At 50.2% G+C, this 16,196-nt stretch carries 14 protein-coding genes; 9 read left to right on the top strand and 5 right to left on the bottom strand.

What is annotated here, in order from left to right:
- The first annotated feature begins 421 nt into the window (after positions 1-421).
- Positions 422-2,527, top strand: a complete 2,106-nt coding sequence (gene cstA, locus OGY83_RS09975) for a pyruvate/proton symporter CstA (RefSeq protein WP_016152202.1) — start codon at positions 422-424, stop codon at positions 2,525-2,527.
- 63 nt (positions 2,528-2,590) lie between these two features.
- The gene (locus OGY83_RS09970; RefSeq protein ID WP_003022064.1) at positions 2,591-2,788 is read left to right on the top strand and encodes a YbdD/YjiX family protein; all 198 of its coding nucleotides are present in this window, start codon (positions 2,591-2,593) and stop codon (positions 2,786-2,788) included.
- A 98-nt stretch (positions 2,789-2,886) separates the two neighbouring features.
- Here OGY83_RS09970 and OGY83_RS09965 read toward each other — a convergent pair whose 3' ends face one another.
- Positions 2,887-3,975 (bottom strand): oxidoreductase, encoded by a 1,089-nt coding sequence (locus OGY83_RS09965; protein WP_286635783.1) that lies wholly within the window; start codon positions 3,973-3,975, stop codon positions 2,887-2,889.
- Between the two features lie 132 nt (positions 3,976-4,107).
- Between OGY83_RS09965 and OGY83_RS09960 the strand changes: the two genes are divergently transcribed.
- Entirely contained in the window at positions 4,108-5,268 is a 1,161-nt protein-coding gene (locus tag OGY83_RS09960; protein ID WP_286635782.1) for a pyridoxal phosphate-dependent aminotransferase, read from the top strand.
- Here the strand turns inward: OGY83_RS09960 and OGY83_RS09955 are convergent, their stop codons facing one another.
- The 4 genes from OGY83_RS09955 to dsbG form a co-directional block, all read right to left on the bottom strand.
- On the bottom strand, positions 5,269-5,886 hold the full coding sequence (locus OGY83_RS09955; protein ID WP_286635781.1) for an IbrB-like domain-containing protein: 618 nt from the start codon (positions 5,884-5,886) through the stop codon (positions 5,269-5,271).
- Positions 5,871-7,094, bottom strand: a complete 1,224-nt coding sequence (locus OGY83_RS09950; protein ID WP_286635780.1) for a phosphoadenosine phosphosulfate reductase — start codon at positions 7,092-7,094, stop codon at positions 5,871-5,873. Before OGY83_RS09950 ends, OGY83_RS09955 begins: the two co-directional genes overlap by 16 nt.
- Positions 7,095-7,233: 139 nt before the next feature.
- Positions 7,234-8,160, bottom strand: a complete 927-nt coding sequence (gene citR / locus OGY83_RS09945) for a DNA-binding transcriptional repressor CitR (protein WP_286635779.1) — start codon at positions 8,158-8,160, stop codon at positions 7,234-7,236.
- 204 nt (positions 8,161-8,364) lie between these two features.
- The gene (gene dsbG, locus OGY83_RS09940; protein ID WP_123268376.1) at positions 8,365-9,111 is read right to left on the bottom strand and encodes a thiol:disulfide interchange protein DsbG; all 747 of its coding nucleotides are present in this window, start codon (positions 9,109-9,111) and stop codon (positions 8,365-8,367) included.
- A gap of 374 nt (positions 9,112-9,485) precedes the next feature.
- On the opposite strand from dsbG, the gene ahpC reads away from it, so the two are divergent.
- From ahpC to OGY83_RS09910, 6 genes are all read left to right on the top strand, one after another.
- The gene (gene ahpC / locus OGY83_RS09935) at positions 9,486-10,049 is read left to right on the top strand and encodes an alkyl hydroperoxide reductase subunit C (RefSeq protein ID WP_002894394.1); all 564 of its coding nucleotides are present in this window, start codon (positions 9,486-9,488) and stop codon (positions 10,047-10,049) included.
- Between the two features lie 154 nt (positions 10,050-10,203).
- Positions 10,204-11,769, top strand: coding sequence for an alkyl hydroperoxide reductase subunit F (ahpF, locus tag OGY83_RS09930; RefSeq protein WP_286635778.1), 1,566 nt, complete (start codon positions 10,204-10,206; stop codon positions 11,767-11,769).
- Between the two features lie 223 nt (positions 11,770-11,992).
- Positions 11,993-12,547, top strand: a complete 555-nt coding sequence (locus OGY83_RS09925; protein WP_286635777.1) for a TorD/DmsD family molecular chaperone — start codon at positions 11,993-11,995, stop codon at positions 12,545-12,547.
- Positions 12,544-14,820: a molybdopterin-dependent oxidoreductase gene (locus OGY83_RS09920; RefSeq protein ID WP_286635776.1), complete on the top strand. Its 2,277-nt coding sequence runs from the start codon at positions 12,544-12,546 to the stop codon at positions 14,818-14,820. Before OGY83_RS09925 ends, OGY83_RS09920 begins: the two co-directional genes overlap by 4 nt.
- The gene (locus tag OGY83_RS09915; RefSeq protein ID WP_047412739.1) at positions 14,817-15,374 is read left to right on the top strand and encodes a 4Fe-4S dicluster domain-containing protein; all 558 of its coding nucleotides are present in this window, start codon (positions 14,817-14,819) and stop codon (positions 15,372-15,374) included. The genes OGY83_RS09920 and OGY83_RS09915 overlap by 4 nt, the downstream gene beginning before the upstream one ends.
- Positions 15,374-16,141: a dimethyl sulfoxide reductase anchor subunit family protein gene (locus tag OGY83_RS09910; RefSeq protein ID WP_079936952.1), complete on the top strand. Its 768-nt coding sequence runs from the start codon at positions 15,374-15,376 to the stop codon at positions 16,139-16,141. Before OGY83_RS09915 ends, OGY83_RS09910 begins: the two co-directional genes overlap by 1 nt.
- Positions 16,142-16,196: the final 55 nt, after the last annotated feature.

Here is a 16,196-nt window from a genome sequence, read left to right as displayed (position 1 = left end):
AAGGTAGCTTTTAATGTCTGATTTTTCATCAGGATTAATAAAGGCACTCAATGTATAAAAAATGAGAATATCCTAAGGTTATTAATGGTTTTTATAATTAAGGATGTTGCTACTTATGATTTTAAAATAAGGGCACATCGGCAGAGTGATGAAAGGCTAAATAATTATAATTTACTATAAATGTATCTATGTTGATGATGGATTCTGTAATTGGCCTCCTGGGCAAGCAAAACGCTGGCCCAGCCGCATAAGTAACGTAATTGTTTCAGCTATAGTTGTAGCAAAGGTGATCCAGTTAACAATGCAATGTAAATACTCAGTGATACTTCGGGTTTGTATAGTTGTCAGGTTGTTAAATTCAGAAAAGATGTTATAGAAACAAAATGTAACATCTCTCTGGATCGGACAACGGATAACAACTATGAACAAATCAGGGAAGTACCTCGTCTGGACAGTGCTCTCCGTTATGGGAGCATTTGCCCTCGGCTATATCGCATTAAATCGTGGTGAACAGATCAACGCGTTGTGGATAGTCGTGGCGTCGGTCTGTGTCTACCTTATCGCTTACCGTTTCTACGGCCTGTACATCGCGAAAAATGTACTGGCGCTGGACCCGACGCGTATGACGCCAGCCGTGCGTCATAACGATGGTCTGGATTATGTTCCCACCGATAAAAAAGTGCTGTTTGGTCACCATTTTGCGGCGATTGCCGGCGCGGGTCCGTTAGTTGGACCGGTGCTGGCGGCACAAATGGGCTATCTGCCAGGGATGATCTGGCTGCTCGCCGGGGTAGTGCTGGCAGGGGCGGTGCAGGACTTCATGGTGCTGTTTGTTTCTACCCGTCGCGATGGTCGTTCCCTTGGCGAACTGGTGAAAGAAGAGATGGGCCCAACGGCGGGCGTTATTGCGCTGGTGGCCTGTTTTATGATCATGGTGATTATTCTCGCGGTACTGGCGATGATCGTCGTGAAAGCGCTGACCCACAGCCCGTGGGGAACCTACACCGTGGCGTTCACCATCCCGCTGGCGATCTTCATGGGGATTTACCTGCGCTATTTGCGCCCGGGCCGCATTGGTGAAGTGTCGGTCATCGGTCTGGTGTTCCTGGTGTTTGCCATTATTTCCGGTGGTTGGGTAGCGGAAAGCCCGACCTGGGCACCGTACTTTGACTTTACCGGTGTACAGCTGACGTGGATGCTAGTGGGCTACGGTTTTGTCGCTGCCGTGTTGCCGGTTTGGCTGCTGCTGGCGCCGCGTGATTATCTCTCTACCTTCCTGAAAATCGGCACCATTGTGGGTCTGGCGGTAGGGATCCTGATCATGCGTCCGACGCTGACCATGCCAGCGCTGACCAAGTTTGTTGACGGTACGGGTCCGGTCTGGAGCGGCAACCTGTTCCCGTTCCTGTTTATTACCATTGCCTGCGGTGCAGTCTCTGGTTTCCACGCGCTGATTGCCTCCGGTACCACGCCGAAGATGCTGGCGAATGAAGGCCAGGCCTGCTTTATCGGCTACGGCGGGATGCTGATGGAATCCTTTGTCGCCATTATGGCACTGGTGGCTGCCTGTGTTATCGACCCGGGCGTGTACTTTGCGATGAACAGCCCAATGGCAGTACTGGCACCGGCAGGAACTACCGATGTGGTTGCATCAGCGGCACAGGTAGTGAGCAGTTGGGGCTTTGTGATCACGCCTGATACGCTGCATCAGATCGCGAATGATGTCGGCGAACAATCTATTATCTCCCGCGCAGGCGGGGCGCCGACGCTGGCGGTAGGCATGGCGTATATTCTGCACGGCGCGCTGGGCGGTATGATGGATGTGGCGTTCTGGTATCACTTCGCCATCCTGTTTGAAGCGCTGTTTATTCTGACGGCGGTCGATGCTGGTACACGCGCCGCGCGCTTTATGCTGCAGGATCTGCTGGGTGTGGTGTCACCGGGTCTGAAACGTACCGATTCCCTGCCTGCAAACCTGCTGGCAACAGCGCTGTGCGTGCTGGCCTGGGGTTACTTCTTGCACCAGGGCGTAGTGGATCCTCTGGGCGGTATCAATACCCTGTGGCCGCTGTTTGGTATCGCTAACCAGATGCTGGCGGGTATGGCGTTGATGCTCTGTGCGGTGGTGCTGTTCAAGATGAAACGTCAGCGCTACGCATGGGTGGCGCTGGTGCCAACGGCCTGGCTGCTGATTTGTACCCTGACCGCTGGCTGGCAGAAAGCGTTTAGCCCGGATGCGAAAATCGGCTTCCTGGCTATCGCCAACAAGTTCCAGGCGATGATCGACAGCGGTAACATTCCGGCGCAGTACACCCAGTCGCAGCTGACGCAGCTGGTGTTTAACAACCGTCTGGATGCGGGTCTCACTATCTTCTTCATGGTCGTCGTTGTGGTGCTGGGTCTGTTCTCCATCAAAACTGCGCTGGCAGCATTGAAAGAGGACAAACCAACTTCGAAAGAGACACCGTACGAGCCGATGCCTGAGAATGTCGAAGAGATCGTGGCGCAGGCGAAAGGCGCGCACTAATATTCTCTTAACCAACGAGCCCTCTCCTGAATGGGGAGGGCGTTTGTACGACAGGGAAACACTATGTTTGAAACACTCGCCAAAGCCGGGAAGTATTTAGGTCAAACCGCCCGATTAATGATAGGTGTGCCGGATTACGACAACTATGTTGAACATATGCGCGTCACGCATCCGGACCAAACGCCAATGACCTACGAAGAATTTTTCCGCGAGCGCCAGGATGCGCGCTATGGGGGGAAAGGCGGCGCGAAGTGCTGTTGATTTTTTGCCGGATGGCGCTGACGCTTATCCGGCCTACAACAATGCTTTGACCGTAGGCCTGATAAGGCGAAGCAGCCATCAGGCAACCCGCACCCTAATCACACCGTAAACGACTCTACCTTTTCGAATGCTGCGCGCAGGGTCTCTGGCGTTAACGTTACCGGCAGGGCGTGAATGGACTCCACCGGGCGCAGAGTGTGCGCAATTACTTTGTCGATTTCGGCGCGGTTATTGATGTCCACTTCCAGTTGAGCTAATCGGGTTGGCAGGTTGAAGCGCTGATAAGCGGTAATTAACTGCGCCAGCACGTCATCTTGTCCCAACAACGCACTTTGTACCAGGATGCCGTACGCCACTTTGGTGCCATGTAAAAACTTCTCGGTTTGTGGGAGGACGGTCAGGCCATTGTGAACAGAATGCGCCGCCGCCACGCGGGTGTAGCGCTCGCCCAGACCACCAACCATGCCGCCTCCGGCAATGATCGCATCAACCACATCGCAAAACGTGCGGCTTAGCGTGCCTTGTTGTTTGTCTGCCAGCGCCTGCTCGCTGCTTTCCAGCAGGACGTCGCGGATAGTCTGGGCGGCTTGAATACCCAGACGTACTGTCAAAGGTAGAGTTTCCGGCTGAGGTGCGAGCACGACGGCTTCATACCACTTCGCCAGCGTGTCGCCGATCCCCGCCAGTAAGTATTCTTCTGGTGCATTGAGAACGATCTCGGGTTCGACCAGCACGAGGAAGTTCGCGTCAGCGAAAATTTCGAAATGCAGCGCCTGGCCCGCATCGTTATACCAGACGGAGAGCGGCGTCCAGGCAGCGCAGGTCGCCGCGATAGTAGGAATACCGACAAAAGGCAGATCCAGACGGCGGGCCAACGCTTTAGCGGTGTCGAGCAATGTTCCGCCACCCACGCCAATCACCACGCTGCGATCCTCTCCCGACTCTTTTGCCAGTTGAGCAACATCGGTTTCGCTGCAATGTCCCGTAAACAGCAGCCGTTTAGCCTCGGCAAGATGAAAAGCCTCTGGCAGGTAAGGGCGGGCTGCATCGATGGCGCGCTCACCATAAACCCATACGGCGTGCGAAAGTTGGTCGGTAGTGAAAAAATCGTTGAGTCTCGACAGGCTGCCGGGATGGGAAAAATAGTTGGCTGGGCCGGTGACGACGCGAATCTCGGTAGTACTCATGTTGTGTTGTCCTTTTGGCTGTCCTGTCCAGGCAGGTTATTTTTATATAGACGTCTGAACGTCTTGATTGCCAAATACTAGCATCGTGCTATAGTGGCTTCAACCACAACATCACACGCTGGGATAACAATAATGAGTAATAACCCGCTGATTCCGCAAAGCAAACTGCCTAATCTGGGCACCACTATCTTCACGCAAATGAGTGCGCTGGCGCAGCAGCATCAGGCCATTAACCTCTCGCAGGGGTTTCCTGATTTTGACGGTCCACTCTTTTTGCAGGAGCGTCTGGCGTATCACGTCGCGCATGGCGCAAACCAGTATGCGCCGATGACGGGCGTGCAGCCGCTGCGCGAAGCCATCGCGGATAAAACGGCAGACCTGTACGGCTATAAACCCGATGCGAGTAGTGAAGTGACCATCACGGCGGGGGCAACGGAAGCATTGTATGCCGCGATCACTGCGCTGGTTCGTCCTGGTGATGAGGTGATTTGTTTCGACCCAAGCTACGACAGCTATGCGCCTGCGGTTGAATTATCCGGGGGCGTAGTTAAACGTATCGCGCTGCAACCGCCGTCTTTTCGCGTCGACTGGCAGGCGTTTAGTGCCTTGCTCAGCGACCGCACCCGATTAGTTATCCTGAACACGCCACATAATCCTTCTGCCACCGTGTGGCATCACGCTGATTTTGATGCGCTGTGGCAGGCAATTAAAGAACGCGAGATCTTTGTCATCAGCGATGAAGTTTATGAACATATCTGCTTCACCGAACAGGGACACGCCAGCGTGCTGGCACATTCAGAGCTACGTGAACGCGCCGTTGCCGTTTCATCGTTTGGTAAGACCTACCATATGACTGGTTGGAAAGTCGGCTACTGTGTCGCACCTGCCGCTATTAGCGCTGAATTGCGTAAGGTACACCAGTATCTGACGTTCTCCGTCAACACGCCAGCACAGTTGGCGCTGGCGGATATGCTACGAGAAGATCCCGCACACTATCGCGAGCTGCCCGCGTTTTATCAGAAAAAACGCGATGTATTGGTGAATGCACTGCGTGACAGCCGACTGGAAATTCTGCCGTGTGAAGGCACGTACTTTCTGCTGGTCGATTACAGCGCCGTTTCCACACTTAACGACGTTGAGTTTTGTCAGTGGCTGACCACTGAAGTGGGTGTGGCGGCAATTCCGCTGTCGGTGTTCTGCGCCGATCCTTTCCCACATAAGCTGATTCGCCTCTGTTTTGCCAAGCAGGAATCGACGCTGTTAGCGGCAGCCGAACGTCTGGCATTGCTGTAGCTATTTCACCGTCCAGGCTTTAGAGAATCGACGGTCTGCAAACAACTCTTGCAGGCCGTTGATTTGCTTCAGACGCAATACTTCGTCGCTGTCCATGCCGAGATCTTTGCCAATTTTTTCTTCACTCCAGCCTAGCATTGATAATTCACGGACAATTTCGGACATGGCGTGGATTTGGTGACGCCCGCGAGCGCGGTTGTGGCGAATGGTCGCTGCCATGCGTTCATGGCGTTCACGCTCTAAACAAGCAACCGGCAAATATCCTTTCAGCCTTGTACGAAGCGAGGCTTTGCTTTTCCCTAATTCATGACGGTGGAAACCATCGACAATTTCGTATTTTTCAGCCGTTGAGTGAACGACCACAATGGGCTGCGTGAATCCGTCAGCTTCGATGGACTTCAGCAGCAACTTCTTCTCCGGCGGCGCGACGTTATTGGGATTGTAGTCGTTGGGTGAGATATGATCATTTTTAACCCACAGCACACAATCTACGGGTTCTTCGCGAAAGGGACTGACGCTATGTATTGCCTGTCTGAATTGATTGATGGCTTCAATTTTCTCTGGTTCTGATAAACCAGAAAGAAAGCCGAGGAGTTCCTGAGTTAATCGTTGTTGCATAAGATCCCCCATTCCTGGCGTTTGGTTTTCATGCGTTCGTTATAACGTTGGTAGTTTTTCGGTTTTGTTGGGCTGAATGACAGCGCCCGACACCAGTAGTCGTTATTCAGCAGAACCTTGCAGATACGCCGCCACGACGGAATATCCACTGAACCAATATCTCTTTCCTGGGTTTGTGGGATATTGTCCATGCCCTTTTTCTTATACCACTGTAAATAGACGGCGATTTTATTGCGGTAATGTTCGGCGGTCGTTTCCGGCATACTCTTCAATAACAGCATGGCGTATTCCTGCCAGCTTAAATGTTCGGGTTTTAATATTTTGCGGTGACCGTAAAAATGGTTGTCCTGACCCGCATAAATTCCGCCACTTTTTACGCCGCTGACACGCGCACACATCTCCGCCCAGCGTTCAGGCTCAATAACATGGTAAAGCCACAGTCCCTGGCGTTGTTCTGGCCCAAAGGGTTCGCATATACGCATGTATCGTGTAGGAACCCCCGCCTGATACATTAGGTTGTACAGGGGATTACACGGGAGCGTTGACTTGGCAAACCACGTCCAGATGTCGGCAGTTTTCCAGTCATAAATCGGATAAATATACCAGGTATGCCCGCCGGGGGCGCTGGTGGTCCAGGGTTTATCATCGGCAAAACGCTGTTTTTTCGAGTTCGCAATGGCGACGAAACGATTATATGACTCATCGGCGCGGATCCCGACCATCATGGCGGCTGGCCGTTTCTGCGAAAACCAGTCAGCGAACTCGCGAACAAATTGTTCAAAAGTCATGCCGGGTTGGTAGAAAGAGAAATATTCAGGATCGGTTATGGCATCTGCGGGCGGCTGGCGAACCCATTGCGTACCCGGCTCCCAACACTGCCATTCGGGTTGAAATTGTGACAGTGAATTCTGCGTCGTTAGCGGTAATGCCACCCAATAGAAATTTTCGATGACATCAGAGTAAAGTTCCCGTAGTGCTTGTACATAGTCGATGGTGCAGGAAAATTGAGCCTCCCAATCGATAAACAAAATGTCTATTTTTTTCTGTAAATTGCGAGCAATGGCGGCTGTCAGATGTAACATCAGACCTGAATCTTTACCCCCAGAGAAAGAAACGCAGACACGCGGCAGAGTCTCAAGAGTCCAGGTAATGCGTTCCTGAGTGGCTTCAAGAACATTCTGGCTTAACGGTATTTTATAAACAGACATATCACGTCCATATCAAGATTTTATTTTATACTAAAATAAATACCCATAATAAAATATGCCAATCTTTAAAATATGCAACGCTTAAAGAAATATTCGCAACATGAATGCATTTTTATTTTACATTCCAGAAATTGATTTTTTATACTTTTGATGATGTGAGTTGCTGGTTTTCAGCGGTTATTATATTGATATGTTCTGCGAAATTTTTATTGCTAAGTGAGGCGCGATTGTACATTAAGTATAATTTGATTGATGGGAGCTTGAAATCTATATTGATTTCTTTTAAATTAAGTCGGTCAGCATGATATTCATAATTAAGCTTGGGGATTATACCAATAATATCTGTACCAGCAATCACATTAGTAATTGACATCAGAGAGTCGCTACTAAATCCAATTTTACGATTGATTAGCAGGGCATTAGCTTGTGATTGATACTCTTTAATACCCGCTTCCTCTGTAAGATATAAAGTAAATTGTTCTTCCAATATTTGTGCAAGAGTCGCAGATTCATTCATTCTGGGGTGATTACGGCTACATGTTAAAACACATTCAATAGTTTTAAACAGCGTACATACAATAGATCTGTTATATACAGGAGCGGTGGTGATGATTAAATCCGCTTTCCTGTAGGCCAGGATGTTCTCTGCAGTATCGGCAGTCATTATTATGTCGTGATGTTCAACTTCGACATCTGAGTTTTTTCTTAACGTATTGATTAACTCAATCACCCCTAAGTTAGTCGTAATTTGTGGGCTATAAATAATAAATTTCTTTTTCAGGCTGGAACCATGCATAATATTAATGGTTTGTTCCAGATTATTAAGATTTTGCTCAAGGTGGTGATGAAGATTAACTCCGGTTACGGTTGGCGTAATACCTTTACCGGAGCGAATAAACAGGGGGTCGTTAAACTGTGTACGCAGTCGCTGTAATGACTGGCTGACGGCTGAAGGGGTGATATACAGTGTTGTCGCAGCTTTACTGATGCTCAAATGTTGATATATGCATTCAAATATCACTAACAAGTTGAGATCGAATTTTTTGAGATCATAGAGGTTAGCCATGCCTACCTTCCTGTGATGGTAATGTAATGAAAAATTGAATTTCGGAATAGTTTAAATGCTAGTTATTCTTGGAATTTATGTTTATGTGCTTAATGAATAATTAACTTTAGCTAAAATAGCACAGATTGCGTAATTTTCACCAGAAAAGTTAATTTAAATGAGTGATTGAAATGAGAACGATAACAATCACTCATTTTGTTACCTCTATTTATTTCCCATGATAATGTTTAATTTCTCCTTATCTGGTAATCCCACTTCCTGTTGTAACGTATCGTCTTTACTCATGTAATAGATAGCCGGCGTTACGTTGGCCCCTAAATCATCCATCAATTTTTGATTGATATTCAGTACCTTCATCTGTTCAGGATGGACCGACGTCGGGATTTCCAGCTTTATTTTGCCGCCGGACGCCTCATAGTCATGCCAGGTTTTGGCCGGATCTTTGGCTGCCAGAATTGCCGCGGCGGTGGCCGGGCTTTCGGGTTTTATGACGCCAACCAGTAATGTACGCAACTGAACTTTACCGGCTTCGACCCACGGACGCGCCTGCTGCCAGAACTGTTTGCAATAGGGACAGAAGGGATCGGCAAACACGTAGACGATGACCGGGGCCTCTTTATTTCCGTCCAGAATCCACGACGCTTTTTCCATTCGCTGCCACATCTCACGTCCGGCAGGGGCATAGATCTCTTTTTCTATGAGCGCATTACTGAGGTTTTCGCCTTTCTCGTTGTACATGTAGCCGGAGATGGCATGTTTACCGTCAGGCGTGACATAGATAGTGACCCCCATGTCCTGGTATTTCCCCAGATAGCCTTTCATTCCACCCGGTGCATCGAAGGGCTTCAGGATGGTAATGCCCTGTTTCTCAATGGCTTTAACCGGGGCAGGGAGCTCCTCTGCGTGCACGATAGCGGGGAGAAGAGTTAAGAGTAAGGTGCGTTTAAACATTGATTTTCCTTATAAAATCAGCAGGAAAGGGGACTTAGTTGCAAAACCTATCGCAGCCATAGGTAAGATCGACGGTCTGTCGATTGCCCTTTCTTGAGTTGGGTGATGTAATCCCAATCGCTGTTACGACCTTTGTTAAGGTAATGTAGAGCGCAACACATAGCCAGCCCTGCTGGCACTGACGTTACCTGCGGGTAGCTCAGGTAATGAGGCTCCCTGCAAAGGGGGCCTTTTTTACTTTTGTCTTTAAGTTCACAACATGTGTTTGAGTGAGTTGTTAGTTATCGCTTATTGATTTGATAAAGGAAACGCATTAGCCCTGCGAAGAGATTTTCGTTAACTTATCTCTCAACGAAAACACGGAGGAAGTACAGATGTCTTTGATTAATACCAAAATTAAACCTTTCAAAAACCAGGCGTTCAAAAACGGTGAGTTCATCGAAGTAACCGAGAAAGATACCGAAGGTCGCTGGAGCGTCTTCTTCTTCTACCCGGCTGACTTCACTTTCGTATGCCCGACCGAGCTGGGCGACGTTGCAGACCATTACGAAGAGCTGCAGAAACTGGGCGTAGACGTGTATTCCGTGTCTACCGACACCCACTTCACCCACAAAGCATGGCACAGCAGCTCTGAAACCATCGCGAAAATCAAATACGCGATGATCGGCGACCCGACTGGCGCCCTGACCCGTAACTTCGACAACATGCGTGAAGATGAAGGCCTGGCTGACCGCGCAACCTTCGTTGTTGACCCGCAGGGTATCATCCAGGCAATCGAAGTTACCGCTGAAGGTATCGGCCGTGATGCGTCTGACCTGCTGCGCAAAATCAAAGCCGCACAGTATGTCGCTTCCCACCCAGGTGAAGTTTGCCCGGCGAAATGGAAAGAAGGTGAAGCTACATTAGCTCCATCTCTGGACCTGGTTGGTAAAATCTAAGTCGCATAGTTTGTAGGCCGGATAAACGTAGTGCATCCGGCATTCCACAGGCGCAAATTTGCGCCTGTTTCATTCCAGCACCATGACGCAAGTTGCATTAATGCAGTCCAGCTAAGTCGGCTTGCATGATGATGTTTTCAGAGAGGGAAGAAGAATGCTCGACACAAATATGAAAACCCAGCTCAGGGCTTACCTTGAGAAACTGACCAAACCTGTTGAGTTGATTGCGACGCTGGATGACAGCGCTAAATCGGCAGAAATCAAGGAATTGCTGACTGAAATTGCTGAGCTGTCAGAAAAAGTCACCTTCAAAGAAGACAATACTCTGGCGGTGCGTAAGCCATCGTTCCTGATTACCAATCCCGGTTCTCACCAGGGGCCGCGTTTTGCAGGTTCTCCGCTGGGCCATGAGTTTACCTCTCTGGTGCTGGCGCTGCTGTGGACCGGTGGTCATCCGTCAAAAGAGGCGCAGACGTTGCTGGAGCAGATCCGCGACCTCGACGGTGATTTTGAGTTTGAAACCTATTATTCGCTTTCCTGCCATAACTGCCCGGACGTGGTGCAGGCGCTGAACCTGATGGCGGTGCTGAACCCACGTATCAAACATACGGCGATTGACGGCGGTACATTCCAGAACGAAATCACGGATCGCAATGTGATGGGCGTTCCGGCGGTATTTATGAACGGCAAAGAGTTCGGGCAGGGTCGTATGACGCTGACTGAGATCGTGGCGAAAGTGGATACCGGCGCAGAAAAACGTGCGGCTGAAGAGTTGAATAAGCGCGATGCTTATGACGTGCTGATTGTCGGTTCAGGTCCTGCGGGTGCGGCGGCAGCGGTGTACTCTGCACGTAAAGGCATTCGCACCGGTCTGATGGGCGAACGTTTTGGCGGTCAGGTTCTTGATACCGTTGATATTGAAAACTATATCTCAGTACCGAAAACTGAAGGTCAGAAACTGGCGGGGGCGCTGAAAGCACACGTTGATGATTATGATGTCGATGTGATTGACAGCCAGAGCGCAAGCAAACTGGTCCCTGCAGCGCAGGAAGGCGGTTTGCATCAGATTGAAACAGCCTCCGGCGCGGTGCTGAAAGCACGTAGCATTATCATCGCCACCGGCGCGAAATGGCGCAACATGAACGTTCCGGGTGAAGATCAGTATCGCACCAAAGGCGTAACCTACTGCCCGCACTGTGATGGCCCACTGTTTAAAGGCAAGCGTGTTGCGGTGATTGGCGGCGGTAACTCCGGCGTTGAAGCGGCTATCGACCTGGCAGGTATTGTTGAACATGTTACGCTGCTGGAGTTTGCTCCTGAAATGAAGGCCGACCAGGTGCTGCAAAATAAGCTTCGCAGTCTGAAAAACGTCGACATCATTCTGAATGCGCAAACGACAGAAGTGAAAGGCGATGGCAGCAAAGTTACTGGCCTGGAGTATCGTGACCGCGTGAGCGGCGATATTCACAATGTAGAACTGGTAGGTATCTTTGTTCAGATTGGTCTGCTGCCGAACACCAACTGGCTGGAAGGCGCCGTTGAACGTAATCGCATGGGCGAAATCATCATCGATGCCAAGTGCGAAACCAGCGTGAAAGGTGTTTTCGCCGCCGGTGACTGCACCACCGTACCGTATAAGCAGATTATCATCGCGACCGGTGAAGGCGCGAAGGCCTCATTGAGTTCGTTTGATTATCTGATTCGCACGACAGTAGCATAAAAAAAGTAAGACTCACCTGCAATGCCTAAACCGCCAGCCATCTGCTGGCGGTTTTTTATTTCCACGCTCTCAAATTGTCAATTCTTGAAACAATTAACCGCTTAAAGCATTCACTTAATTAGTCTGATCATTAGTTTTATCAAAGAAAGATTAGGCGTTTTCTTTATTATATCAACCTGCATTATGTTTTCATTTGTTGTATGAATAAATGGTTGGTTAATTCATGGGTGAAATATATAAAACCCTGACGATCTTTGAATCGACAGGGTTATTATTGCGTGATTTTTTTATCTCTCACGATGGTCAAACACTGAAAGCGGCTTATTCAGCTCTGGATAAAAATGCCGTGGCGCTAACAGAGCAGGAGTGGCTGGAAGCGGAGTACGACTTCAATGCGCTATTTGTCGGGCCGCAGACGCTAAAAGCCCCGCCGTTTGCTTCGGTTTATCTCGAAGAAGATGCCCTCGTAATGGGTAAATCTACCCTAAGCATTCGGGAATTCATGGCGAACATAGATCTATCTATAAGTCATGTAAATGATATCCCGGATGATCATATTTCCTGTGTATTGGAATTGGCCGTTTTATTATTGGCTAATGCCAGAGTATCAGCTGAATACCAGGTTATGCTCAATCGATATATAAAAGGGTATATAGCGATGTGGGTGCCCGAGTATATAGAAAAAATAAATATAAATGCACAAACCGCCACGTTGAAAACCGTAGCGGAAAGATTGTCTTCTTGGCTTGATGAATTAAACACGAGAGTATCAATATGAGTAATGAACCGGGAGTTCTGAACAGACGTTCATTTTTGAAAGGGTTAATTGCCCTTGGAACAGTAGCTGCCCTGCCAGGGGGATTGCTGACTTCACGCTGTGCATTAGCGCAACCGCCCATACCGTTTAACCCTAAAACCTACAAAATTTCTCGCAACGCCTGTCCGCGTAACTGCTATGACACTTGTAGCCTGAAAACCTGGGTGAAGGATGATGTAATCACCTTCGTGGAAGGCGCACCTGAGTCAACGTTTACACATGGAACTCCGTGTGTAAAAGGTCTGACTTACCCACGCCGGGTATATAGCCCGGATCGCATTAAATATCCGATGGTTCAGGATGTTCGCGGTAGCGGTAACTGGCGTCGTATCTCCTGGGAAGACGCAATGCAGCGCATTGCAACCAAGATGCTGGAGATTAAAAAGAAAGATGGCTCAATGTTAGGGCTGGCGCTGTCAAAATACTCAGGCAACCTTGGTGTGATGGGCTATGCCGTTGAAGGGATGATGTCTTCGCTGGGTTACACCACCCGTTTTGCCGGGACGCCCTGCTGGCCAGCCGGTATCGATGCCCAAAACTATGACATGGGCGATATGTGGTGTAACGACCCGGAAGATTTTGTTAAAGCCAAATACATTATCATCTGGGGCGCGAACCCCGCCTGGTGCTCTATGCACACCATGAAATATATCTATCAGGCGCGAGAAAAAGGCGCAAAAGTGGTCGTTATCGATCCGCTTTTAACCCAAACCGCCGCGAAAGCCGATCTCTATTTACGTGTTCGCCCTGGCTCAGATGGCGCTCTGGCGCTGGGTATGGCGCGCCACCTGGTGGATAAAGGCTTGGTTGACCAGGATTTCGTTAACAACTATTCGCATGGTTATGCTGAGTTTGAAGAGTACCTGCGTAATAACGTTACCGTCGAGTGGGCAGCGGAAATTTGCGGACTGTCGGCGGATGTCATTCGCCAGTTGGCGGAAGAGTTTACGGCGGTTAATCCTGCCACCGTGTGGATTGGCTACGGTATGCAGCGCCATGTCAACGGCGGCGCGAATGTACGTGCGATCGACGCCTTTGTGGCGATGACCGGCAATATTGGTATTGAGGGCGGCGGCGCTCGCTACGGCCATCTGCAGACATGGGGCTATAACTACCATGGAATGATGCAAAAGCCTCCTGCAGGTTCTGTCGGCATGAAAGGCGCTGGTGGTCCGGTGGGTGAGTTTGTCAGTGATAGCGGTGAGAAAAGCGAATACTCCGATCGTGCGCTGAATATCAACCAGACGGCACAGGGGATCCTGGACGCCAGCGAACCGCCGGTACGTATGCTGTGGGTGGCCTCTAAAAACCCATTTGCTCAGGATTTTGACCGCAACAAGATGATTAAAGCGTTTGATAAACTGGAAATGGTGGTTTGTGTTGACCAGTTCTTCAACGAAACCGTCCAGCATGCGGATATCGTGCTGCCTGTCACTACAACCTTTGAACAATGGGATGTCTCTTCGTCCTATTGGCACTATTGGTTATCCGTCAACGAGCCAGCTATCAAACCGCTGTATGAGTGCAAGAGCGATCCGGAAATCGCTGCGCTGCTGTCTAAAACCATCAATAAACTGGAACCCGGTTCATGTACCTTCCCGCAGGAGTTTGATGCTAAACGCTGGTTGGATCAGGAATTCAATGAGGGGATGGGCAAACAGTTCGGCATAGCGGGCTGGAATGACCTGCTGGAAGGACCCCGCAAAGCAAAAATGGTCAGCAGCGCAGCCTGGTACGATCGCAAATTCAAAACGCCGTCAGGTAAGTATGAATTCAAATCAGAACGTTGTGCGGAAAATGGTCACACGGCTTTGCCGGAATATAAAGCGGGTGCGCAGGGGGCGTTGCCGTTCCACCTGTTTACACCTCATCTTCAGTACGGTCTGCACTCGCAGTTTGTCAATCTGGACTGGATGCAGGTTTTCTGGCCAGAACCTTTTGTCTATATCCACCCGCTTGCTGCACAGAAAAAGGGCATCACGGAGGGCGCTCACGTCAAAGTCTTCAACGAGGCGGGGCATGTTGAGCTGCGCGCCAAAATCACCACGAATGTGCCGGAAGATTTCCTTGTGATGTACGAATCCTGGTTCAACAAGCTTAGTTACAACGTACAGAACGTGGTCAAAGATACGCCAGCCGATATGGGGAAAATGGCGACCGGCGCACCGGGTGCGGCCATTCACAGTCAATTTGTAGATATTACGCTGTCAGGAAATGAAGGAGCTGCGGCATGAGACGCGCGTTTTTAGTTAATAGCGATAAGTGCATCGGCTGCCGTGGCTGTGCGATGGCGTGTAAAAGTTTTAACCAGCTGGAGCCTGAACGTTTCTGGCGCTATGTCTACCCGCTGGATAAAGAAATTTATCCGCATGAAGAGCGGGCATTCTACTCGCTGGCCTGTAACCACTGCGAAAATCCGGCCTGCCTGGCGGCTTGTCCGGTAGAGGCGTACACCAAACGTGAGGATGGTGTTGTGGTACATAACCCGGAACGTTGTATCGGATGTAAAAACTGTATCCGCAACTGCCCATACGGTGCGCCGCGCTTTAATGAAGAGACGAAAAAAGCGGAAAAATGCAGCATGTGCTATGAGCGCCTTGATGTTGGCATGCAGCCAGCGTGCGTGAATGCCTGTCCGGTAGGTGCGCTGACGCTCATCGACCTGGATGCCGATCCGATCCCCAACAATGCCGTGCAGTATCCGCCGGGGTTCCCGCGTATGCCGCAGCTTAATCCTGGCACGCGTTTTATCCTCGCGCGTCAACCGAAGCAACCGGAGGGCAAGTAATGGAAAAGTATGAACTTCCTCTGGTGATTTTTACCGTGTTGAGCCAGATGTCGGTCGGGATCACGCTCATTCTGACGCTACGCGCGCTGCAAGGAAAGCTGGAAAGCAAACGCCTGTACTGGCTGGTTAGCGGACTGGTTCTGGCTGCGGCTTCGGTGGCGGCGGTATTGCACCTTGCGCATCCGGATCGCGCTTACGATGCCCTGATTAACCTGCAGCATGCCTGGCTGAGTCGTGAAATTCTGGGCGCCACCTTATACGGTGCAGCGGTCGGGGTGACGTTTTTGGCAAAAGGGCACAAAGCGCCAGCTGTTCTGGCCTCTGTTCTCGGTATCGCGCTGGTGGCGGTACAGGGGATGACCTATGCCGCCCCGGCAATGGTGGCGATCGCCAACGGTCTGACAATGCTGTTGTTCTTTATCACGGTGTGGGTGATGGGCTGTGCGGCAATTCCGTTGCTTAACCTCGCGCCTGCCGTTGCCGCATTGCGCCAGGGGATTGTCGTGTGTATGGCAGTCATGATCGCCGCGCCCATTATCTGGCTAAGCGGCGGCACCATCATGCAGATGACGGCGCATGCCTGGCTGACGTCGCCGCTTTACCTGGCAAGTCTGGTGTGCCTGGCGGTGGCCTTTGTGCTTAGCCGTCAGGGAGAACGTCGCGCAAAAGCGCTTTTTGTCCTGCTGTTTGTTGGCATATTCCTGAGCCGTCTGACGTTTTTTGGCGATACGGTTAGCACCATCGTGAATATCGGTCATTTGTACTGATCGTGAGGTAATAAAAACCCCTGTCAGGCGTTAACCTGGCAGGGGTTTTCTTTAA

This window comes from Citrobacter sp. Cpo090 (genome assembly GCF_030332665.1).
Lineage (GTDB): Bacteria > Pseudomonadota > Gammaproteobacteria > Enterobacterales > Enterobacteriaceae > Citrobacter > Citrobacter portucalensis.
Note: the sequence above shows the minus strand (reverse complement) of the source record. Positions and strands in the feature narration are given on the sequence as shown.